We start from the raw sequence: 21,750 nt of genomic DNA on the forward strand, positions 1-21,750 counted from the left end.
GCGACTTGTAATTGACGTCATAGCTTTGACGTGTCTTTGGCTTCCCCTTACATGAAGTGCAGTGGAGTGCATTTGTGCCTCCGCTCAGAGCCGGCTGTGAGCGTCAGCGGCTCGGCAGAACCTTGATATCGAACCGAAGAAACACCTTTGCAGGAGGCTTGGATGCACAACGACGGGAATGTAGTGCCTTTGCACAAGGTCGCTACAGATCAAGCGACGACCTCGCCGCTCGCCCGCCTGCCGGTGATTCTGCTTCAGGTTCGTGACAAGGCTGCCCAACAATTGCGCCACGGCCTGCAGGAGTTGTTCGATAACGCCGACGATACCCTGTTCGAGATGGCCGACCGGGCGCAGAACAATGTCGAGCAGAACATCCTGTTCGAGGCCATGCGCGACCTGCGGTTGAAACGCAAGAGCATCGAGCGCGGCTTCCTCGAGAAGTTCTTCGAGGCCTTTGCTTGCCTGGTCCAGTACGACCCGGCCCAGGTCATCGCCCATGCCGCCTCCTATGACCCGAACCTGCAGCCGAGCCATGACGACCTGGAAAAAACCGTGGCCGTGGATGCCATGGTGGCCAAGGTGCTCAACCGCAGCGGTTTTGCCCTGGGCCACCTGAGTACACGCCTGGGGATGCTGCTGGGGCGGCGTCTGGCCGACGCTGAAAACCCCTTGGGGCCCGCCATGCTCTGCGACTACTTCCTGCAGGCCGGACGCAACCTGGGGGTGGGGATCAAGGTCAAGCTGATCATCCTCAAGCTTTTCGAGCGCTACGTGCTCAGCGATGCCGAACAACTCTATGCCGAGGCCAATCAACTGCTGATCGCCACCGGCATTCTCCCGGACCTGCTTCCTGCTCCCGCCCGCCGGGCCTCGGACCGTGCCCGGGCCGAGATCCAGAGCGAGGCCGGGCCAGGCGGGCCAGGCAAGGCCGGGCAGCATCCCTTCGACGAGAGTGTCCAGGAAGTCTTCGCCGCCTTGCAGACGTTGCTGCTCCACGTGCGCGGTAGCGTGGCGCCGACCCTGGAGGCCAGCGCCGAAACCCAGCCGATCTCCACCCGCGACCTGCTGCGGCTGTTGTCGCATCTGCAGCAATACGTGCCGGCCCCCAGCGTCCAGGATGACTTCGACCTGCGTAACCAGCTCGAACAGCTGCTGACCCGGGTCAGCGTCAAGAGCGGTAAATCCCGGGTCGTGGATGTGGCCGACGAAGATGTGATCAACCTGATCGCCATGCTGTTCGAGTTCATCCTCGATGATCGCAACCTGCCGGATTCGCTCAAGGCGCTGATCGGGCGCTTGCAGATCCCCATGCTCAAGGTGGCGGTACTGGACAAGAGTTTCTTCAGCCGCGGCAGCCACCCGGCCCGGCGGTTACTCAATGAGATTGCCGCTGCCGCCATGGGCTGGGGCAGTTGCGATGACCATCAGCGCGACAGCCTGTACCTGCGTATCGAGCAGGTGGTGCAGCGCCTGTTGAGCGAGTTCACCGACGATCCGGCGATCTTTTCCGAGCTGCTGGCCGACTTCCTGGCCTTTACCGCCGACGAGCGACGTCGAGCCGAACTGCTGGAGCAGCGCACCCGCGACGCCGAAGAAGGTCGCGCCAAGGCGGAGCTGGCCCGACGCCGGGTGGAGCAGGCGCTCAATACCGCGTTGCTGGGCAAGGTGCTGCCACAGGCAGTGGTGGACTTCGTCCGGGATACCTGGAGCCAGGTACTGCTGCTCAGCTACCTCAAGCACGGTGACGAGTCGCAGGAATGGCGGGCTGGCGAACACACCATGGAGCAGTTGATCTGGAGCGTGCAGCGACATGCCCAGCCGGACACCGCCATGCGCTTGCTGGCGGTGGTGCCGGGTTTGCTCAAGGGCCTGCGCGAGGGCTTGAGCGGCGCGGCGTTCGATCCGTTTGCCGCTAGCGAATTCTTCGCGCAGTTGGAGCTGCTGCACCTGCAGGCCTTCGAGCATCAAGCCCGGGAGGTGCAGCCACAGGTGTCCAGCCTGGCGCCCACAGGCACGGGAATGGTCGAAGTGGCCCAGGAGATCGTCCTGCCCAGTGCCGAGGAAGGCCCGCTGGAGGCCGCTCCCCTGGCGCTGCCGGCCAATGACGCCAGCCTGCAGGTGGTGGATCAGTTGCGCCTGGGGGCCTGGGTCGAGTTCCAGGAGGATGAAGACAGCGTCCTGCGTTGCAAGTTGGCGGCGGTCGTCCCCCATCCCGTGGCCAAGTATGTGTTCGTCAATCGCACCGGGATGAAGGTGCTGGAGCGCACGCGCATGGGCCTGGCCCTGGAATTTCAGCGTGGTGCGGTACGTACCCTGGACGACACCCTGTTGTTCGATCGCGCCTTGGAGTCGGTGATTGGCAATCTGCGGCGACTCAATCACGGCAAGTGATCGCAACCAGGGTAGGGATCGCGGCATACTGGGCTTCTCAAGGCTTTAGTTGAAGGAATCGGTATGCGGCTGGACCCTGCCACGGGTTGGTGTCATGGCGTACGTCACTGCCCGTCACCCAATTTCAATGAGCGTCCGGCAGGCGAGATCTCGCTGCTGGTGATTCATAACATCAGCCTGCCGCCGGGGCAGTTCGGCACCGGTAAGGTGCAGGAATTCTTCCAGAATCGCCTCGATGTCACGGAGCATCCGTATTTTGCCGGGATCGCCGACTTGCGCGTGTCCGCGCATTTTCTGATCGAGCGTGACGGCGCAGTCACCCAGTTTGTCTCCTGCCTGGACCGGGCCTGGCATGCCGGGGTGTCGAGTTTCGAAGGGCGCGAGACCTGCAACGACTTTTCCCTGGGCATTGAGCTCGAAGGCACCGACGAGTTGCCATTCACCGATGCCCAATACCAGGCGTTGAGCCTGTTGACCGGACAATTGCAGGCGGCGTTCAGCGCCATCACGCCACACAGGATTTGTGGCCATAGCGACATAGCGCCCGGACGCAAGACCGATCCGGGCCAGGCTTTCGATTGGGCGCGCTATCGTGTCGCCCTGGAAGAGGGGGAAGGACCATGAGTTTTCTGGTGTTGCTGCTGGCGGTGTGGATCGAGAAGTTCTCGGCCCTGCGCCAGAAAGTGCAGCGCGACGGCTGGTGGCTGACGCGCCTGGCACGACTGGAGTCGAGTCCGCGCACGGCCGGGCATCCCTGGGGGCAACTGGCGTTGCTGGTGCTGCTGCCGGCGGTGGTGCTCGGCCTGTTGTTGCTGGTATTGCAACCGCTGGCCTATGGCCTGTTGGCGCTGCCGGTGCACCTGCTGGTGGTGATCTATGCCCTGGGGCGGGGCGACCTGCTGGGTGGCTTGGGTCCCTTCCGCGATGCCTGGCGACGTGAAGACCTGCAAGCGGCGCTGCATGTGGCCAAGCGCGACCTGGACATCTGCGCCGACTCCGGCGAGCAGTTGCTGGAACGGGTCCAGGGCCACCTGCTGTGGCAGGCCTACCAGAGTTTCTTCGCGGTGATCTTCTGGTACTTCCTGCTGGGTCCGGTGGCGGCCCTGAGCTATCGCCTGTTGGCGCTGGCCGCCGAACATGGCAAGAGCCCGGCCCTGGTGGAACGTGCCGCGCAGTTGCGGCATGCCTTCGACTGGCTGCCGGTGCGCCTGTTGGCGGCGAGTTTCGCCCTGGTGGGCAACTTCGTCGCCGTGGGCCGAGTGATGCTCCACGAGTTGCTCAACTGGCATATCAGTGCCGCACAACTGGTGGAAAAGGTCGGCCTGGTGGCCGGGGAAATCCCGGCACCGGTCACCGGCCCCGAGGGCATCAACAGCCTGGATCGCATCTGGGAGCTGCTGCTGCGCGCCGCCGTGCTCTGGTATGCCGGCTTTGCCCTGTACACCGTTCTGCTCTGAGGCACCTGGCGAGGGAATCCTCCCTCGCCACCCCCAACGGGCTTGGTCCCGGCGCGGTTAACTTTAAGTTACAAAACCTCCCCCGAAATTACGCTATACAGACGGAGCGCCGAATAGTGGCTATCTGCTGCCTTCGCCTGCCTGCCAATAAAAATAAAAGAAAGGGAGAATTCTTTGTGAAGAGCTTGCTCTATCCCTCCATAGCGCTGATGAATCGCCTGAGCTTCGGCATGAAGTTCAGCCTGATCAGCGTGCTGTTCTTTGTGCCCATGCTGGTGACCAATTTTTACCTGGTACGCGACTCCTATCGCGAATTCCAGGGCACCCGGATCGAACTGCAAAGCCTCGATCTATTGGGCAGTAGCCTGGCCCTGCGCCGCGATCTGGAAACCCTCAACAACCTGGTGCAGATCAACGCCGGCCTCGGCCAGTCCGGCAAGGCAGGGGACCTGGAGAGCAGGATCGTCGCCCTGGAACAATCCGTGCTCCAGCGCCTGCAAGCCATGCAGGCCGTGACTGCCGACCCCCAGCAGGTGGAGGTTTTCAACGCCAAGCGCGAGGAGCTGGTCGCAGCCTTCAAGGCCCAGCAAGTGGAGAATTCGCTGCTGAACAAGAGCGGGCTGATCGGCAAGCTGCTGAGCAGTGCACAGTTGTTCAGCCAGATCATCGCCAGCCAGTCGGGTCTCAGCCGTGACGGCCAGGGCGATATCCGCCAGCTCAGCGAACTGATCACCAGTATCACCCCACAGGTCACCCAGACCCTGGGCGAGGGGCGGGCCATGGGGGCCTTCTCCCTGGGCCAGGGCTTTCTCAATTCGTCTTCCAGCACCCGTTTCGATGAATTGCTGGTGCAGATCGAAAAACTCCAGGCCGAGTATGGCCTCAAGTTGCAGGATGCCCTGGGCTCCAGCCGTGCCGCCCACGATGCCCTCGACGGCGTGGCCAATGCCAGCAAGGCCAGCCTCAAGCAGGCCAGCGAGCTGTTCGAAGAGCAGGTGGTGATGGCCGAGACCCTGGAGGCGCCCTGGCCGGCGTTCTATGACCAGGCCAGCACGCTGATGGCCCAGACCTACCAGCTCAACGAAAGCACCCTGAAATTCCTCGATGTCGAACTGCAAAAGCGCCTGGCGCAGAACCGCAGCCACATGGTGCTGCTGGTGGCGGCCCTGGCCCTGGTGTTCCTGTCGATCGTCTACCTGTATGGCGGTTTCTACGCCTCGACCCGCACCACCCTGCGTCGCCTGGGCGTGATGATGGACAAGGTCGCGGCCGGCGACATGACCGTCACCTTCACCGCCCACAGCCGCGACGAGTTGGGCGACCTGGGCAGCCTGTTCAACGGCACGGTGCTGAAGATCCACGATTTGATCGAGCGGGTCGGGCATACCGTGAGCGAGGTCGAGCGCCAGGCCGGGCAAGTGGAAAACGTCTCGGCCCAGAGCAACCAGGCAGTGGCTGGCCAGCGCAGCCAGATCGAGCAGGTGGCTACGGCAATGAACCAGATGTCCGCCACCTCCCAGGAAGTGGCCCGCAGCGCCGCGGCAGCGGTCAGCAGTGCCCATAGCGTCAACGACGAGACCATCAATGGTCGGGGCCTGGTGGAGTCCCAGCAGGGCAGCATTGCCCGACTGGCCAGCGAGATCGACCAGTCGGTGCGGGTGATCAACCAACTGGCCAGCGACAGCCAGTCCATCAGCCGGGTATTGGAGGTGATCAAGAGCATCGCCGAACAGACCAACCTCCTGGCCCTGAACGCCGCCATCGAGGCGGCGCGGGCCGGCGAGCAGGGGCGCGGGTTCGCGGTGGTGGCCGATGAAGTGCGCACCCTGGCCAAGCGCACCCAGCAGTCCACCGAAGAAATCGAAGACATGATCGGCAAGCTGCACGGCGGGGTCAGTGCGGCGGTCAAGGCCATGGGCAGCAGCCATGCCATGGCCAATGGCACGGTCGATCAGTCGGAGAAGGTCCAGCAGGCCCTGGAGAACATCCTCGGTGCGGTGGGCATGATCGTTGACCAGAACCAGCAGATCGCCGCGGCGGTGGAGCAACAGACGGCGGTGGCCCACGACATCGACCAGAACATCGTCGAGATCAATCGTGCTGGCGAGCGCACTGCTGAAGGCGCGCACCAGACCGAGGATGCCAGTCGCCAGCTCTCGGCCCAGGTGGTCCAGCTCAAGCAGTTGATCGGCGCGTTCCGGGTCTGAGCCCGCCCTGCAGTGCAGCCCTGCCCAGGCCGGGCTGCCACAAGCTGTAGTAATTAATCGCTTTGTCTGGGGTGTTTTTCCTGCTTTCCTGCGCGTTTTTTCCGGGCGCCGCCTGCGCCCGGCCAGTCAGCCATGGCGTGTCCATGGCCCTGAGGAAATACGCCGATGACCGTTTCTTCCGGAGTCCTGGGACGCTGCGCCCACTGCCAGGCTCTGCTCGATCTCGAACCCTGGCAACTCAACGCCATGGCCATGCAGGAACCCTTCGCCTGCAAGCACTGCCACAAGCCGCTCAAGCTCGACTGTCCGGAGCAGATCAAGCGCCTCAAGACCTTGGGCTCGTTCGCCACCCTGCGGGCGCTGTTGATCGTGCTCTGTGCCACGGTGCTACTGGTGAGCCTGACATTGCAGTGGATCGGGCTGCTGGAGCGGAGCCTGCAACTGGGCATCTCGGCACTGGTGCTGGTGGGGTACCTGCTGGTGATGGCCATCGCCCGGCGCCGGCAGCGCCGGCCCTTGCTGCTACAGGCCGGCTGAGGGCCAGCCGAACACTGCGCAGGCGTTACGGGTGCTGGTGCTGGCCAGGTGCTCGGCACTGACGCCGATGATTTCGGCCAGGGCCGCGCAGATCTCCGGCAGGTGCTGGGGGCTGTTGCGCTGATGGGGGTACATCGCTGGGGCCATGTCCGGCGCGTCGGTCTCCAGCACTAGGGCTTCCAGCGGCAGTTCGGCGAGTACCTTGCGCAGGCGCAGGGCCTGGGGCCAGGTCGCGGCGCCGCCCAGGCCCAGCTTGAAACCCAGCTTGAGGTATTCCCGGGCCTCCTCGCGGCTGCCAGCGAAGGCGTGGATGATCCCGCCGCGCTGGAGCTTGAAGCGCTTCAGGGTGGCAATCACCGCCGCATGGCTGCGCCGCACATGCAACAGCGCTGGCAGTTGGAAGTCCGCCGCCAGCTGCAGCTGGGCCTCGAACAGCGCCTGCTGGCGCTCGCGGTCCAAGTGCTGGAGAAAGTAGTCCAGGCCAATCTCGCCCACTGCGCACAATTGTGGATGCCCGGCCAGGCGCGCCAGCCAATCGCCCAGGTGCTGCAGGTCGGCAGGCTGGTGATCGTCCAGGTACACCGGGTGCAGGCCGAAGGCCGCGTAGAGCTGCGGGTCGCCTTGCACCAGGTCCCAGACCCGCTGCCAGTTACCCTGGTAGACCCCCAGCACCACCATCCGGCCGACGCCCCGGGCGCGGCTGTCGGCCAGCAGCGCCCCACGATCGGCGTCGAAATCCGGAAAGTCCAGGTGGGTGTGGCTGTCGATCAGCTCCACGGTTCAGCCCTGCTGGATACGCTGTTTGAAGGTCCGGGCGATGGCCTGTACGCCGGGCTGGTACTGGCCTTCTTCAATGGCCGCCAGGGCCAGTTGCAGGGCGGTGTCGGCGATCAGCTGATGTTGCTGGGCCATGGCGTTGACCGGCAGCGGCAGGAAGTCCAGCAGCTGGGTGTCGCCGAAGGTCCCCAGGCGCAGTGGCCGGGACTTGAGCGGGAAGTCGTGCAAGGCATCGAACACCCCTTGCAGCAGCACATAGGAGGTGGTCACCAGGGCATCGGGCAGATGGCCCAGGCGCTGCAGCAACTCTTCCATCAACTGCCGGCCGCAATCGCGGCTGAAGGCCTCGCCGTGCTCGATCACCACGTCGCCGCCGAACCCCTCCAGGGCCTGGCGGAAACCCGCGGCCCGCTCCTGGCTGATACTCAGCTCCGGGCGGGCGCCGAGCAGCACGATCTGTCGGGGCTCGGGTTGCAGCAGGCTCTGGGTCAGGTGCAGGCTGGCTTGCAGGTCGTCGCTGATCACCGAGCAGAACTGCCCGGCCGGCATCATCCGGTCGATGGCGATGATCGGCAGCCCCTGGGCCTGCAATTGCTGGTAGCTGTCGTCTTCCGGCGGCAGGCAACTGGCGACGATCAAGGCATCGCAGCGGCGCGCGCGAAACAGCTGCAGCAGTTGCCGTTCGCTGTCCGGCGCATCGTCGGAGCTGGCGATCAGCAACTGGTAGCCCCGGGCCCGCGCGCCTTGCTCGAGCAACTTGGCGATCCGCGCGTAGCTGGGGTTCTCCAGGTCCGGGAGAATGAAACCCAGGGTCCGGGTATGGCGGCTGCGCAGGCCGGCCGCCTGGGGATTGGGAGTGAAGCCGTGCTCTTCGACCACCGCCCGCACCCGTTCCACGGTGGCGTTGCTGATGCGCTGCTGTTCGGCCTTGCCGTTGATGACGTAACTGGCGGTGGTGACGGACACACCGGCCAGTCGAGCGATATCACTGAGTTTCAACCCGGGATTTCCTTATTTTTGGTGCTTGCCCCGACATTTTCGCCAATCCTACCTGATCTGGGCACGCGACCAACGTCGGAACCGGCAATCGACCAGCAGGACTTCAAGAGGCGAAGATTATCGAGTAACTTGCCGATCCTGCTAGATTAAACGTTTCAGCAGGCGTATTTTCTGGGCCAAAGCGTAAACGTAGAAGCGCTTCCGCCCGCTGGCCAGTCCCATTTTTGGCCATGACAGCGCCTACGCTGCTGACTTAAAACAATACCTAGCGCTGCCCCCGCGCTAAATAGGAGAACCCATGCTCGAACTCACCGTAGAGCAGATATCCATGGGCCAGACGGCTGTGGATAAGTCCGCAGCATTGCGCTTGCTGGCCGACAAACTGGTGGCTGACGGCCTGGTGGCTGCGGGTTACCTGAGCGGCCTCGAACAGCGCGAGGCCCAGGGCTCGACCTTCCTCGGCCAAGGCATCGCCATCCCCCACGGCACCCCTGAAACTCGCGACCAGGTCTTCGCCACCGGCGTGCGCCTGCTGCAGTTTCCCGAAGGCGTGGACTGGGGCGACGGGCAGATCGTCTACCTGGCCATCGGCATCGCCGCCAAGTCCGACGAGCACCTGCGCCTGCTGCAACTGCTGACCCGCGCCCTGGGCGAGACCGACCTGGGCCAGGCCCTGCGTCGCGCCAGCTCGCCGCAGGCGTTGCTCAAGCTGTTGCAGGGCGCGCCCCAGGAACTGGCGCTGGATGCGCAGATGATTGGCCTCGGGGTGGCGGCGGAAGATTTCGAAGAGCTGGTGTGGCGCGGCGCACGCCTGCTGCGCCAGGCCGAGTGCGTGAGCAACGGCTTTGCCGCCGTACTGCAGCAGGTCGAGGCGCTGCCCCTGGGGGATGGCCTGTGGTGGCTGCACAGCGAACAGACCGTGTTGCGTCCGGGCCTGGCCTTCGTCACCCCGGACAAACCCATCCGTTACCTGGGCCAGCCGCTGAGTGGCCTCTTCTGCCTGGCCAGCCTCGGTGAAGCCCACCAGGCCCTGCTCGAACGCCTGTGCGCCCTGTTGATCGATGGGCGTGGCCAGGAGTTGTGGCGCGCCACCAGCACCCGCGCGGTGCTCGAAGTACTGGGCGGCGAGTTGCCGGCGGACTGGCCCAGCGCCCGGATCGCCCTGGCCAACGCCCATGGCCTGCACGCGCGCCCGGCCAAGGAGCTGGCGCAACTGGCCAAGGGGTTTGACGGCGAGATCCGCATTCGTCTCGCCGACGGCAACGAACCGGCGGTGTCGCTCAAGAGCCTGAGCAAGCTGCTCAGCCTCGGCGCCCGGCGTGGCCAGGTGCTGGAACTGATCGCCGAGCCGAGCATCGCCGCCGAGGCCTTGCCGGTATTGCTGGCGGCCATCGAGCAAGGGCTGGGCGAAGAGGTCGAGCCCTTGCCGACCGTCGCGGCGCCCGTGGATGTACCGCAAGAACTCGCCGCCCCGTTCAGCGCCCCAGCTGCCGGTAGCCTGGTCCAGGCCGTACCGGCGGCCCCCGGGATCGCCATCGGCCCGGCCCATGTGCAGGTCCAGCAGGCCATCGACTATCCGCTGCGTGGTGAGTCCGCCGCCATCGAGCGCCAGCGCCTGCAGAAGGCTCTGGGCGAGGTGCGCGAGGACATCCAGGGCCTGATCCAGTGCAGCCAGGCCAAGGCCATCCGCGAGATTTTCATCACCCACCTGGAAATGCTCGACGACCCCGAGTTGGTGGACGAGGTGCAGGCCCGTCTCAAGCAGGGCGAAAGCGCCGAGGCCGCGTGGATGAGCGTGATCGAAAGCGCCGCCCGGCAACAGGAGTCCTTGCAGGATGCGCTGCTGGCCGAACGCGCCGCCGACCTGCGCGATATCGGCCGCCGGGTGCTGGCCCAGCTGTGTGGTGTGCTGGCGCCGGTGGAGCCGGAGCAACCCTACATCCTGGTGATGGATGAGGTCGGCCCCTCGGACGTAGCTCGCCTGGACCCAGCCCGGGTGGCCGGGATTCTCACCGCCCGTGGCGGCGCCACGGCCCACAGCGCCATCGTCGCCCGGGCCCTGGGCATCCCGGCACTGGTGGGGGCTGGCGCCGGGGTACTGCTGATGGCCTCCGGCACCGCCTTGCTGCTGGATGGCCAGCGCGGCCGGCTGCATGTCGCCCCGGACCCGGCGACCCTGCAGCGGGCGGTCGAGGAACGCGACAATCGCGAGCAGCGGCTCCAGGCCGCCGCCGAACAGCGCCACCTGCCGGCCCAGACCCGCGACGGTCACGCGGTGGAAGTGTTCGCCAACGTCGGGGAAAGCGCCGGCGTCGCCGCAGTGGTGGAGCAGGGTGCCGAAGGCATTGGCCTGCTGCGCACCGAACTGATCTTCATGGCCCATCCCCAGGCCCCGGACGAAGCCACCCAGGAAGCCGAATACCGCCGCGTGCTCGATGGCCTGGACGGGCGGCCGCTGGTGGTGCGCACCCTCGATGTGGGCGGCGACAAACCGCTGCCCTACTGGCCGATCGCCCAGGAGGAAAACCCCTTCTTAGGCGTGCGCGGCATCCGCCTGACCCTGCAACGTCCGCAGATCATGGAAGCGCAGTTGCGGGCGCTGCTGCGCTCGGCGGACAACCGGCCGCTGCGGATCATGTTCCCCATGGTCGGCAGCGTCGAGGAATGGCGCCAGGCCCGGGACATGACCGAGCGCCTGCGCCGGGAAATCCCAGTGGCCGACCTGCAACTGGGGATCATGGTCGAGGTGCCCTCGGCGGCCCTGCTGGCCCCGGTACTGGCCAAGGAAGTGGACTTCTTCAGCGTCGGCACCAACGACCTCACCCAGTACACCCTGGCCATCGATCGCGGCCATCCGACCCTTTCGGCCCAGGCCGACGGCCTGCACCCGGCGGTGCTGCAACTGATCGACATCACCGTGCGCGCCGCCCATGCCCAGGGCAAGTGGGTCGGCGTCTGCGGCGAGCTGGCGGCCGACCCGCTGGCGGTGCCGGTGCTGGTGGGCCTGGGCGTGGATGAACTGAGCGTCTCCGGACGCAGCATCGCCGAGGTCAAGGCGCGCATTCGCGAACTCAGCCTGGCCCAGGCCCGAACCCTTGCTCAACAGGCCCTGGCCGTCGGCAGCGCCAACGATGTGCGCGCCTTAGTGGAGGCCATGTAATGGCGAAGATTCTCACCCTGACCCTCAACCCGGCGCTGGACCTGACCGTGCCCCTGGCGCGCCTGGAAGTGGGGCAGGTCAACCGTAGCCAGGCCCTGCACGTGCATGCCGCCGGCAAGGGGGTGAACGTGGCCCAGGTCCTGGCCGACCTGGGCCATCGCCTGACCGTCAGCGGCTTTCTCGGGGCCGGCAATCCCCAGGCTTTCGATGAGTTGTTCGCCCGCTGTGGGTTCGTCGATGCCTTCGTCCGCGTGCCGGGGGAAACCCGCAGCAACATCAAGCTGGCCGAGGCAGATGGGCGGGTTACCGACGTCAACGGCCCGGGCCCGCTGGTCGACGCCGTCGCCCAGCAAGCGCTGCTGGCGCGCCTGGAGCAGATCGCCCCCGGGCATGACGCGGTGGTGGTCGCCGGCAGCCTGCCCCAGGGCGTGAGCCCGCAATGGTTCCAGGCCCTGTTGCTGCGGCTGAAGGCCATGGGCCTGAAGCTGGCCCTGGACACCAGCGGCGCCGCCTTGCGTGCCGGGCTGGCGGCCGGGCCCTGGCTGGTCAAGCCCAATGGCGAGGAGTTGGCCGATGCCCTGGGCCGGCCGGTGGCCACGCCGGACGACCAAGCCGCCGCTGCGCGCCAGTTGCAGGCCCAGGGTGTCGAGCATGTGGTGGTCTCACACGGTGCCGACGGCGTCCACTGGTTCGCCGCTGGCCAAGCCTTGCAGGCGCTGCCGCCCAAGGTCGCGGTGGTCAGTACCGTGGGCGCCGGCGACTCGTTGCTGGCCGGGGTGCTGCACGGCCTGCTCGCCGGCCAGGACGCCGCCCAGGCCCTGCGCACGGCCACGGCCATCGCCGCCATGGCGGTGACCCAGATCGGTTTCGGCATCGGCGACCGGGCACAACTGGCCCGGCTGGAACAGGCGGTGCGCGTGCAGCCCCTGGCAGAACAATAAGAGAGGTGCCCATGAAGTTAGCCATCGTTACCGCCTGCCCCAACGGCATGGTCACCAGCGTGCTTTGCGCACGCCTGCTGGACGCCGCGGCCCAGCGCCAGGGCTGGAGCACCAGCGTCGAGGTCCACGACCCGGCCCGTCCCGAGCGCCAGCTGTCGGCCGCGACCCTGGCGGCGGCCGAGTGGGTGCTGGTGGTCAGCAGCGGGCCTGTGGATCTGTCGCGTTTCGTCGGCAAGCGGGTCTATCGCAGCAGCCCGTCCCAGGCCCTGCAGGATGTGGATGCCTTGCTGCGCCGGGGCGCCGAGGACGCCCAGGTGCTGATGGCCGCGCAAGAGCCGGGCGAGCCCGCGCCCAGCATCGAACCATCAATGCCACGGGTGGTGGCGATCACCGCTTGCCCCACCGGGGTGGCCCACACCTTCATGGCCGCCGAGGCCTTGCAGCAGGCGGCCAAGCGTCTGGGTTACCAGCTGCAAGTGGAAACCCAGGGCTCGGTGGGCGCGCGCAATCCGCTGAGCGCCGAGGCCATCGAGCAAGCCGACGTGGTGCTGCTAGCGGCGGACATCGAAGTGGCCACCGAACGCTTTGCCGGCAAGCGCATCTATCGCTGCGGCACCGGGGTGGCGCTGAAGCAGGCCGAGGCGACCCTGCACAAGGCGCTGGCCGAAGGCCGGCCGGAGTCCGTGGCCAGTGGCGCCCAGGCACCGGCCAAGCCAGACAAGGCCGGGGTCTACAAGCACCTGCTGACCGGGGTTTCGTTCATGCTGCCGATGGTGGTGGCGGGCGGCTTGATGATCGCCCTGTCGTTCGTCTTCGGCATCACGGCCTACAAGGAGGAGGGCACCCTGGCTGCGGCCTTGATGCAGATCGGTGGTGATACCGCCTTCAAGCTGATGGTGCCGTTGCTGGCTGGCTACATCGCCTACTCCATCGCCGACCGGCCGGGGCTGGCCCCGGGGATGATCGGTGGCCTGCTGGCCAGCACCCTGGGCGCGGGGTTCATCGGCGGTATCGTCGCCGGGTTCCTGGCCGGGTACGCGGCCAAGCTGATCAACCGCTACCTGCAATTGCCCCAGGGCCTGGAGGCCTTGAAGCCGATCCTGATCATCCCGTTGCTGGCCAGCCTGTTCACCGGCCTGGTGATGATCTACGTGGTGGGCAAGCCGGTGGCGGGCATGCTCGGGGCCCTGACGCATTTCCTCGACAGCATGGGCACCACCAACGCAATCCTGCTGGGGGTGTTGCTGGGGGCGATGATGTGCGTGGACCTGGGGGGGCCGATCAACAAGGCAGCCTATGCGTTTTCGGTGGGGCTGCTGGCGTCCCAGAGTTATGCGCCGATGGCTGCGGCCATGGCGGCGGGGATGGTGCCGCCCATTGGCCTGGGCATTGCGACCTTCATCGCCCGGCGCAAGTTCGCCCAGACCGAGCGGGAGGCGGGCAAGGCGGCGCTGGTGCTGGGGTTGTGCTTTATCTCCGAGGGGGCGATTCCGTTCGCGGCCAAGGATCCGTTGCGGGTGATCCCGGCGAGCATTGCCGGTGGGGCGTTGACCGGGGCCTTGTCGATGTATTTTGGCTGCAAGTTGATGGCGCCCCATGGGGGGTTGTTCGTGATGTTGATTCCGAATGCGATCAATCATGGGGTGTTGTATTTGCTGGCGATTGTGGCGGGGAGTTTGTTGACGGCGGGGGTGTATGCGGTGGTGAGGCGGGGGGATATGGGGGTGGAGCCTGAGCCTGGGGCGGGGCAGGTGGGCGGGGCGGCCTGAGAGCCGGCCCGGGCTCTTTGGGATCTTGGGCTCTTGGGGTTTTGGGGTTTTGGGTACATATCCGTTGCTGCGGGTGTGGCGGCTGGCGGTTTCGCCCTTACGGCGAGTCACTTTTTTCAAACGCCAAAAAAGTAACCAAAAACGCTTGCCCCCACGTCCGGCCGCTCGCTGCGCTCGGGTTCCCTCGTTCCGGTACTTCTCAGGGGGCATCGCTTCCAGCGATGTCCTCGACTGCGTCGAGGGGCGCTGCGCGCCATTCCCCTGATAAGCACCTGCACTCGGCCTTCCCAGGGGGCGGGTGAGTCAAGATCACCAGCCCCACGGCGCGCCCTACCGGGCGGCGCATCGTGGGGTGTGGTGTGCGTGTTTGGCATCGTTTTGTGTAGCCGCTGCCGCAGGCTGCGTACGGGCGCGTAGCGGCCGCTGGGTCTTGAATCCGTTGAAGGTCCTTCGGCCCTTGTCGTAGCCTCGCCTTGGCTCGACAGCGGTTACTGGCCCGTGCTTCGTGTAGCCGCTGCCGCAGGCTGCGCACGGGCGCGCAGCGGCCGCTGGATCTTGAATCCGTCGAAGATTTAGTGACCTTTTCATAGCCTTCGACAGGCTCAAAACCCATCCAAATCTCTTTCTTTTGTAAGGGGTTTCCGAGAGACTCCGGTGCGCTTGTGCCTGAAGAATCTGCTGGCTAGTCTCCGGTCGTCACTGATCATCAGTGACCGGGTTTAGCAGCCCGACCAAACTCAGGCACGCCAAGCTCCATCTCCATCCGACCAGCATGCGAATGCTGGTCAATGCGTTATGGCAGCTGTACGCGGGGCACCTTCGGGTGCGCTGGGCTTGCCTGACTGCCTGGTCTGCTAACCCGCGTCCAGCTGCCACCCTCCGTTTAGCAGCGATGGGTGAAAGCTCCATAGTCAGGAGTGCCACCATGAAAAAGCTCGTCCCCGATCCCCCCGTTTTCTCTTCTGTTTCACGTCGCAACCCGGAGCATGACCGGGCCAACGAGGTGATTCTCCATGCGCTGGTTAACACCCGTACCGGTTCGCTGGTCCGGACGCTTAAGCCCACGGTCGCCGCACAGGCGGGTCGCGATTCATTGTTCGACGTCCGCTCCGGTATCAGTGCCGAGGAGGCGCTGGTCCATGTGTCCATGCTGCTCAAGGCCGCCGAGGAGGTGTCCGATGAGATCACCGAGCAGGCCAGCGGCGTCGAGCGTGGGTTGATCTGGTCCCTGGTGCATTCGGTGGAGATGGCTCGCGGCGTGGTGGATGCCTTGCTCGATGGCCATCGTCTTTCCCCTGACTGAATACGCACTACCTGTGGCGAGGGAGCTTGCTCCCGCTGGGGCGCATAGCGACCCTAAACCTGATAGAGGCGGTCGCCTCGATTGTTCGGGTGGAATTCAGCATCCTCGCCACGGCCACAAACCGTGTCAGGCATAGGCCTAGCGCTAAATTGCCGCTTATCGTTGTTGGAAAAGAACCACTAACCTACTGATGCCAAGACGACTAGAGCGCTATAACTACCCACATGGTGCCGACCCTCTTTTTGAGGTGGTGGGGTACGCCTTGTAAAATCAATAAGTTACAAGCACCCACAAAAAGAGGGTTAAACACGCTGTAGAGTCGTATCTTTCTTTAAAATCTTGGGGTTAGAGTAGAAGTGCTCTAGTTCACTGCCGCATAGGCAGCTAAGAAATCGCCCGGCGCGAGCGCCTGCAGACGAAAGCGGTTCACTGCCGCATAGGCAGCTAAGAAACGCTGAAAAACCGGTGCAGTACGAGCTAAAGGGTTCACTGCCGCATAGGCAGCTAAGAAAACGACGTCACTGTTATGTCGGGCCTCCACCATGTTCACTGCCGCATAGGCAGCTAAGAAATGCAACGCGGCAGCGCCACCCTAAGCTACACCGTTCACTGCCGCATAGGCAGCTAAGAAAATCATGGTGTTGAGGGTTGTCAGCGTCTCACTGTTCACTGCCGCATAGGCAGCTAAGAAATTCAACTGAATGCCCAGGCGCGTCGCCGCGTCGTTCACTGCCGCATAGGCAGCTAAGAAATACGAAAAGGGCGCGGCGGCAGCCTGGCGCAAGTTCACTGCCGCATAGGCAGCTAAGAAATGTGACACGGCTGAGGTGCCGAGCGAAATCTGGGTCACTGCCGCATAGGCAGCTAAGAAAAAACGGCAGGTTCGCACCATGCATACCACTTCGGTCACTGCCGCATAGGCAGCTAAGAAATCGACAATGTCCGTACGCTTGGCCTGGACGTAGGTCACTGCCGCATAGGCAGCTAAGAAACTGGTGTAGGACCATCTGTTCGGCCCGCTCCCGTTCACTGCCGCATAGGCAGCTAAGAAACAGGACGGGCGACACCAGGCGCAGGGCAGCCCGTTCACTGCCACATAGGCAGCTAAGAAAAAGACGAATGCAGTCGCGCACAGCTGCGGCTCGTTCACTGCCGCATAGGCAGCTAAGAAAACGTAGCACTGGTAGAGCGTGGCCGCTGTGGCGTTCACTGCCGCATAGGCAGCTAAGAAAATGCACCGCGTGCCTGCCCTGCACTGGAAAACGTTCACTGCCGTATAGGCAGCTAAGAAATCTACGACGAACCCCGGCCAGATTTGGACGATGTTCACTGCCGCATAGGCAGCTAAGAAAAGGTCACTGTCACACCTGGTACGGCGTTGCCGGTTCACTGCCGCATAGGCAGCTAAGAAAACCGAAAACGAACTTGACGCAACGATCACGCTGTTCACTGCCGCATAGGCAGCTAAGAAACAGGCCGCCAAAGCCGCGACGCTTCTGGGATGGTTCACTGCCGCATAGGCAGCTACAAAGCCCTCAACGGGAATCTAGCCCCAGACACCAGATCAGAGAGGCAATTGCCCCTACACCTCAGTTGCACGTCACTGGAACGCACGCATGAAACACTCCCTCCTCTTGTCCTTCTGAGGCTATGCCTGGCTCCGAACTAGTCATGTGATAAATCTGAACTTCCAGTACGACATAGACGAACATCCGGACATTGCTTATAACCCTTACCGCCCAATGGACGACACAGCAGGCGGTTCTCTCTCATGGAAGACATCCGGTCCGCAGATCTAAAAACGATTCTTCATTCCAAGCGCGCCAATATCTATTACCTGCAGCACTGTCGGGTACTGGTTAATGGTGGCCGGGTCGAATATGTAACCGATGCCGGCAAACAGTCGTTGTACTGGAATATCCCGATCGCCAATACCACGACCGTGCTACTGGGTACTGGCACGTCAGTTACTCAGGCAGCCATGCGCGAACTGGCCAAGGCGGGCGTGCTGGTGGGGTTTTGCGGGGGCGGTGGTACGCCGTTGTTCAGCGCCAATGAGATCGATATCGAAGTCGCTTGGTTTTGCCCGCAAAGCGAATATCGCCCCACTGAGTATCTGCAACGCTGGGTGCGGTTCTGGTTCGATGAGCAACAACGTCTAGAGGCCGCCAAGGCTTTCCAAAGGTTGCGCCTGGACTGCATCCGGCAACATTGGCGGTCGCAGGGGCCTCTGGCAAAAGCCGGTTTCGACATCGACTCTTCGGCGCTGGAGTCTGCCTTGGCGCAATCTATGAGCTCATTGAATGCCGCTCTGGACGTGACTTATCTGCTGACCGAAGAGGCTCGCCTGACCAAGCGCCTGTTCAAGTTGGCCGCTACGGCAACCGCCTATGGCGATTTCGTCCGGGCCAAAGGTGGCAGTGGCGTAGACCCAGCCAATCGCTTTCTCGATCACGGCAACTACCTGGCCTATGGTTTGGCCGCGACTGCCACCTGGGTGTTGGGGTTACCTCATGGGCTGGCGGTGCTGCATGGCAAGACTCGCCGTGGGGGCCTGGTTTTTGATGTGGCTGATTTGGTGAAGGATGCGCTGGTGTTGCCTCAGGCCTTTCTGTCGGCCAAGCGAGGCGACGACGAGCAGGCCTTTCGCCAGGCTTGCATTGACAACCTGACCCGTGGCGAAGCCCTGGATTTCATGATCGATAGTCTCAAGGCTGTCGCTCAGCAAATGGAGCAGCGGGCGTTATGAACGTCATGCTGATCTGTCAGTGCGATAAAAAGGCCTTGGTGCAAAGCCGGCGAATTCTCGATCAGTTTGCCGAGCGACGTGGCGAGCGTACTTGGCAAACACCCATCACGCAGGCCGGCCTGGATACCCTTAGGCGCCTGCTCAAGAAAAGCGCCCGTCGCAATACTGCAGTGGCCTGCCACTGGATTCGCGGGCTGGATCACAGCGAGCTGCTGTGGATTGTCGGTGACGCCAAGCGTTTCAATGAACAGGGTGCGGTACCGACTCATACCACTGCGCGCAATGTGCTGCGCAAAGACGATGAAAATGATTGGCATTGTGCTGAAGACATCTCGCTGCTGACGCAGATGGCGGCGCTGCTGCACGACTTGGGCAAGGCCAGCATTGCCTTTCAGAAAAAACTACGCGTGCGCAGTCTGGAAAGGAATCTGTATCGCCACGAGTGGGTATCACTGCGTTTGTTCCTGGCGTTCGTTGGTTCTGATGATGATCCCAGCTGGTTGCGGCGGTTGGCGGCGCCCACTGACGAGGATGACAGCAGTTGGCTGGCGGCAGGCCGTTATCAGCGCGATGGGCTCGATGCCGCGACGACCCCGCCCTTCAAACAGCTTGCGCCGTTGGCGGCTGCCATTGCCTGGCTTGTGGTCAGTCACCACCGTTTGCCCACACTGCCCAGTTGGGATGAGAGCAACAACGCAGAACAGCAATGGCTGGGCAAGAAGTCTCTCCGCTTCAATCCGTCGATGCTGGACAACCTGATCGAGGGCATCACCCACGAGTGGAATGAGTGCAGCCGCCCAGCCGCTATCGAGGAGGTCGAGGTTTTTTGGCAGTTCGAACATGGGCTGCCGGTGACTTGGCCCAAATGGCGGGCGCAGGCTGCCAAGCTCGCCAATCGCCTGCTGACACTGCAAGCCAAGCCCGGTCGTGGTGATTGGCTGAACAACCCCTATGTCATGCATCTGGCTCGCATGAGCCTGATGTTGAGCGATCACTACTACTCCAGTTTGCCGCCCGAGTCGGGCCAACGGGTAAAGGGTGATGGTCAGCATCCTTTGTTTGCCAACACGCACACCGATGGCCAACTCAAACAGCCCCTGGACGAACACTTGCTCGGGGTGGCGCGCATGGCCCGCAGCGTTGTTCACGGCTTGCCCAGTTTCGAGCGTCATTTACCCCGCTTGGCCCGTCATCCAGGTTTGCGCAAACGCAGCGGTGCCCCTCGTTTCAGTTGGCAGGACAAGGCTGCGGATGCCGCAACAAGCCTGCGGGCGGAGGCACAACAGCACGGCGCCTTTATCATCAATATGGCCTCTACCGGATGCGGCAAGACGCTGGCCAATGCCCGGATCATGTACGCCCTGACCGACCCACAGATCGGGATGCGTTGTACCTTCGCCCTGGGCTTGCGCACCCTGACCCTGCAAACCGGTCACAGCTACCGCGAGGATCTGAACCTGGGTGAAGACGACCTGGCCATCAGGGTCGGAGGTTCTGCAAGCCGGGCCTTATTCGACTACCACCAAGCCGAGGCCGAAGCCTGCGGGTCGGCCTCTACCCAAGCCCTGATTGAAGAAGACAGCCATGTGCGTTATGAGGGCGCTATGGAAGCCCACGGCCTGTTGTCCAAAGTAATGAATAACCCCCAGATCACGGCTCTGCTCAATGCGCCGATGCTGGTGTGCACCATCGACCACCTGATGCCCGCGACCGAAGCACAGAGAGCCGGCCGGCAGATAGCGCCAATGTTGCGTCTGCTGAGCAGTGACCTGGTTCTCGATGAGCTGGATGACTTCGACCTCGTCGACTTGCCTGCTCTAACGCGCCTGGTGTATTGGGCCGGCCTGTTGGGCACCCGGGTGCTGCTATCGTCGGCGACCCTTCCTCCGGCTCTGTTGGAGGGGATGTTCCAGGCTTATCGTGCTGGCCGTCTGCATTACCGACGCAATCGAGGTGAACCGGGTTCTCCCGTCAGCGAAATCCCTTGCCTGTGGGTCGATGAGTTCGGTGCCCACAAGGGCACTTGCAACAGCGCCGAGAGCTTTGTTCAGCAACACCGCGTATTCGTTGGGCGCCGTGTACAGGCGCTTGAGGGTATCGAGCCACGCCGGCGCGGCGAGCTCATTCCTCTGAAGATCGATACGCAGCCCGTGGGTGCCATGCGTCGGGCTTTTGCTGAACACGTTCAGGCGGCGATGTTGCAAGCGCATGCACGCCATGCCGAGGCATGTCCGCACAGTGGCAAGAAAATCAGCGTTGGCCTGGTGCGCATGGCGAACATCGAACCTTTGTTCGACGTTGCCCAAGCCCTATTCGCATTGGGGGCTCCTGTGGGGCAGCGCATTCACTTGTGCGTTTATCACTCGCGTTTTCCGCTGCTGTTGCGTTCGGCCATCGAAGCTCAGTTGGACAGTTGCCTGAACCGTAGGCAGCCGAATGCACTGTATGCCCATCCGCAGATACGCCAGTTGATCGATCAGTACCCCGAGCAGGACCAGTTATTTGTGGTGCTGGGTTCGCCGGTCACTGAAGTAGGGCGCGACCATGACTACGACTGGGCAGTGGTCGAGCCCTCATCGATGCGTTCATTGATCCAGCTCGCCGGTCGTGTCCAGCGCCATCGTGATCGTCCCTGCCAGAGCGCCAATGTGTTGGTGTTCGATAGCAATCTGCGACATTTCGAGCAGCCAGGAGCCGCGGCCTTTGTCCGACCTGGATTCGAGAGTGAAAGTGGCCAGCGCGAGCACCCTTGGCGCTTGGCCAGCCATCGCCTTGCTCAACTGCTGGATCAGGCCGATTACCAGTGCATCAGTGCCCGCCCTCGAATCCAGCCCAGAGCCTCCGAGACTTGGCGCCCAAGGCACAACCTGGTGGATCTGGAGCATGCGCGGATCAGTGCGCAGATGTTGCCCAAGGATCGGAGCAGCCTGGGCAAACCGACGCCACGCGGGGTCAAGCCTGGCTCCTTCGAACTGGATGCGGCCTGTGCGTGGCAGTACCCCCAGGCAGCCCTGACCTGGGCCCTGCCACAGCAGCAACCTTTCCGCGAAAGCTCCGTCAGGGAAATCGAGGCGCTCTGGTTGCCGGACGAGGATGAAGAAAACCTGGTGTTGCACCGCATCCATGAAAAATACGCCCCAGGATCAACCGAGGCGTATGTTCCCGTGACGAATCTGCTGGACGAGATCGATCTGAATAGCCTGTCAGGCCCGCGCATTGCCCCCTGGGGCCAGCACGACCTGATGCAACTGCTGACTCGACAGGCCGAGGTGCAGGGTATTTCGCTGCGGGCCTGTGCCGAGCGGTTTACCACCGCCAAGCTGATCGACAGCACCCAGGGCTGGCATTTTCATCCGGTGCTGGGGTTTGGCAGAAAACACTGACCTATGACGTATGTTCACGAGTAACAAGTTTCTTGAAGGATGATGGGCAGATTGTTAAAAAACGCGATAGCCAAGTG

Annotated in this window: 13 protein-coding genes and 1 CRISPR repeat array; of the genes, 11 read left to right on the forward strand and 2 right to left on the reverse strand. The window is 63.5% G+C overall.

Annotation, left to right across the window (positions count from 1 at the left end):
* The first annotated feature begins 162 nt into the window (after positions 1-162).
* The 5 genes from C4K39_RS04175 (at position 163) to C4K39_RS04195 (ending at position 6,592) form a co-directional block, all read left to right on the forward strand.
* Entirely contained in the window at positions 163-2,391 is a 2,229-nt protein-coding gene (locus C4K39_RS04175) for a DUF1631 domain-containing protein (protein ID WP_124345721.1), read from the forward strand.
* Between the two features lie 63 nt (positions 2,392-2,454).
* The gene (gene ampD / locus C4K39_RS04180) at positions 2,455-3,015 is read left to right on the forward strand and encodes a 1,6-anhydro-N-acetylmuramyl-L-alanine amidase AmpD (protein WP_068585425.1); all 561 of its coding nucleotides are present in this window, start codon (positions 2,455-2,457) and stop codon (positions 3,013-3,015) included.
* A complete protein-coding gene (ampE, locus tag C4K39_RS04185) occupies positions 3,012-3,848 on the forward strand; it encodes a regulatory signaling modulator protein AmpE (protein WP_124345722.1) in 837 nt (278 codons plus the stop codon). The genes ampD and ampE overlap by 4 nt, the downstream gene beginning before the upstream one ends.
* A 1,502-nt stretch (positions 3,849-5,350) precedes the next feature.
* A complete protein-coding gene (locus C4K39_RS32145) occupies positions 5,351-6,055 on the forward strand; it encodes a methyl-accepting chemotaxis protein (RefSeq protein ID WP_416220674.1) in 705 nt (234 codons plus the stop codon).
* A 165-nt stretch (positions 6,056-6,220) separates the two neighbouring features.
* A complete protein-coding gene (locus C4K39_RS04195; protein WP_124345724.1) occupies positions 6,221-6,592 on the forward strand; it encodes a hypothetical protein in 372 nt (123 codons plus the stop codon).
* On the opposite strand, the gene C4K39_RS04200 is transcribed toward C4K39_RS04195, so the two are convergent.
* Entirely contained in the window at positions 6,578-7,369 is a 792-nt protein-coding gene (locus tag C4K39_RS04200; RefSeq protein WP_068585414.1) for a TatD family hydrolase, read from the reverse strand. The two genes, C4K39_RS04195 and C4K39_RS04200, sit on opposite strands and share 15 nt — an antisense overlap.
* 3 nt (positions 7,370-7,372) lie before the next feature.
* Positions 7,373-8,368 carry a catabolite repressor/activator gene (cra, locus tag C4K39_RS04205; protein ID WP_124345725.1) on the reverse strand — a complete coding sequence of 332 codons (996 nt, stop codon included), beginning with the start codon at positions 8,366-8,368 and terminating at the stop codon, positions 7,373-7,375.
* Positions 8,369-8,666: 298 nt separating this feature from the next.
* Here cra and ptsP point away from each other — a divergent pair, with 298 nt between their 5' ends.
* The 6 genes from ptsP to cas3f all read left to right on the forward strand — a co-directional run bounded on the left by ptsP (position 8,667) and on the right by cas3f (position 21,673).
* Entirely contained in the window at positions 8,667-11,528 is a 2,862-nt protein-coding gene (gene ptsP / locus C4K39_RS04210) for a phosphoenolpyruvate--protein phosphotransferase (RefSeq protein ID WP_124345726.1), read from the forward strand.
* Positions 11,528-12,469, forward strand: a complete 942-nt coding sequence (gene pfkB / locus C4K39_RS04215; protein WP_124345727.1) for a 1-phosphofructokinase — start codon at positions 11,528-11,530, stop codon at positions 12,467-12,469. Before ptsP ends, pfkB begins: the two co-directional genes overlap by 1 nt.
* Before the next feature lie 11 nt (positions 12,470-12,480).
* Complete coding sequence (locus tag C4K39_RS04220; protein WP_124345728.1) at positions 12,481-14,238, forward strand: PTS fructose-like transporter subunit IIB; 1,758 nt, start codon at positions 12,481-12,483, stop codon at positions 14,236-14,238.
* 925 nt (positions 14,239-15,163) lie between these two features.
* On the forward strand, positions 15,164-15,541 hold the full coding sequence (locus tag C4K39_RS04225; protein ID WP_124345729.1) for a DUF6124 family protein: 378 nt from the start codon (positions 15,164-15,166) through the stop codon (positions 15,539-15,541).
* A gap of 364 nt (positions 15,542-15,905) precedes the next feature.
* Positions 15,906-17,073: direct repeats of the CRISPR family, unit length 28 nt; unit sequence GTTCACTGCCGCATAGGCAGCTAAGAAA.
* A 239-nt stretch (positions 17,074-17,312) separates the two neighbouring features.
* Positions 17,313-18,290, forward strand: coding sequence for a type I-F CRISPR-associated endonuclease Cas1f (cas1f, locus tag C4K39_RS04230; RefSeq protein WP_124345730.1), 978 nt, complete (start codon positions 17,313-17,315; stop codon positions 18,288-18,290).
* Positions 18,287-21,673, forward strand: a complete 3,387-nt coding sequence (cas3f, locus tag C4K39_RS04235; RefSeq protein ID WP_124345731.1) for a type I-F CRISPR-associated helicase Cas3f — start codon at positions 18,287-18,289, stop codon at positions 21,671-21,673. The genes cas1f and cas3f overlap by 4 nt, the downstream gene beginning before the upstream one ends.
* Positions 21,674-21,750 lie beyond the last annotated feature (77 nt).

It is taken from the genome of Pseudomonas sessilinigenes, from assembly GCF_003850565.1.
Taxonomy (GTDB): domain Bacteria; phylum Pseudomonadota; class Gammaproteobacteria; order Pseudomonadales; family Pseudomonadaceae; genus Aquipseudomonas; species Aquipseudomonas sessilinigenes.

Excerpts from the sequence above, each read along its gene's own strand:
- C4K39_RS04220 (WP_124345728.1), top strand. The coding sequence starts at position 12,481 with ATGAAGTTAGCCATCGTTACCGCCTGCCCCAACGGCATGGTCACCAGC.
- ampE (WP_124345722.1), top strand. The coding sequence starts at position 3,012 with ATGAGTTTTCTGGTGTTGCTGCTGGCGGTGTGGATCGAGAAGTTCTCG.
- ptsP (WP_124345726.1), top strand. The coding sequence starts at position 8,667 with ATGCTCGAACTCACCGTAGAGCAGATATCCATGGGCCAGACGGCTGTG.
- C4K39_RS04195 (WP_124345724.1), top strand. The coding sequence starts at position 6,221 with ATGACCGTTTCTTCCGGAGTCCTGGGACGCTGCGCCCACTGCCAGGCT.
- C4K39_RS04225 (WP_124345729.1), top strand. The coding sequence starts at position 15,164 with ATGAAAAAGCTCGTCCCCGATCCCCCCGTTTTCTCTTCTGTTTCACGT.
- cas3f (WP_124345731.1), top strand. The coding sequence starts at position 18,287 with ATGAACGTCATGCTGATCTGTCAGTGCGATAAAAAGGCCTTGGTGCAA.
- ampD (WP_068585425.1), top strand. The coding sequence starts at position 2,455 with ATGCGGCTGGACCCTGCCACGGGTTGGTGTCATGGCGTACGTCACTGC.
- C4K39_RS04175 (WP_124345721.1), top strand. The coding sequence starts at position 163 with ATGCACAACGACGGGAATGTAGTGCCTTTGCACAAGGTCGCTACAGAT.
- cas1f (WP_124345730.1), top strand. The coding sequence starts at position 17,313 with ATGGAAGACATCCGGTCCGCAGATCTAAAAACGATTCTTCATTCCAAG.
- pfkB (WP_124345727.1), top strand. The coding sequence starts at position 11,528 with ATGGCGAAGATTCTCACCCTGACCCTCAACCCGGCGCTGGACCTGACC.
- C4K39_RS32145 (WP_416220674.1), top strand. The coding sequence starts at position 5,351 with ATGTCCGCCACCTCCCAGGAAGTGGCCCGCAGCGCCGCGGCAGCGGTC.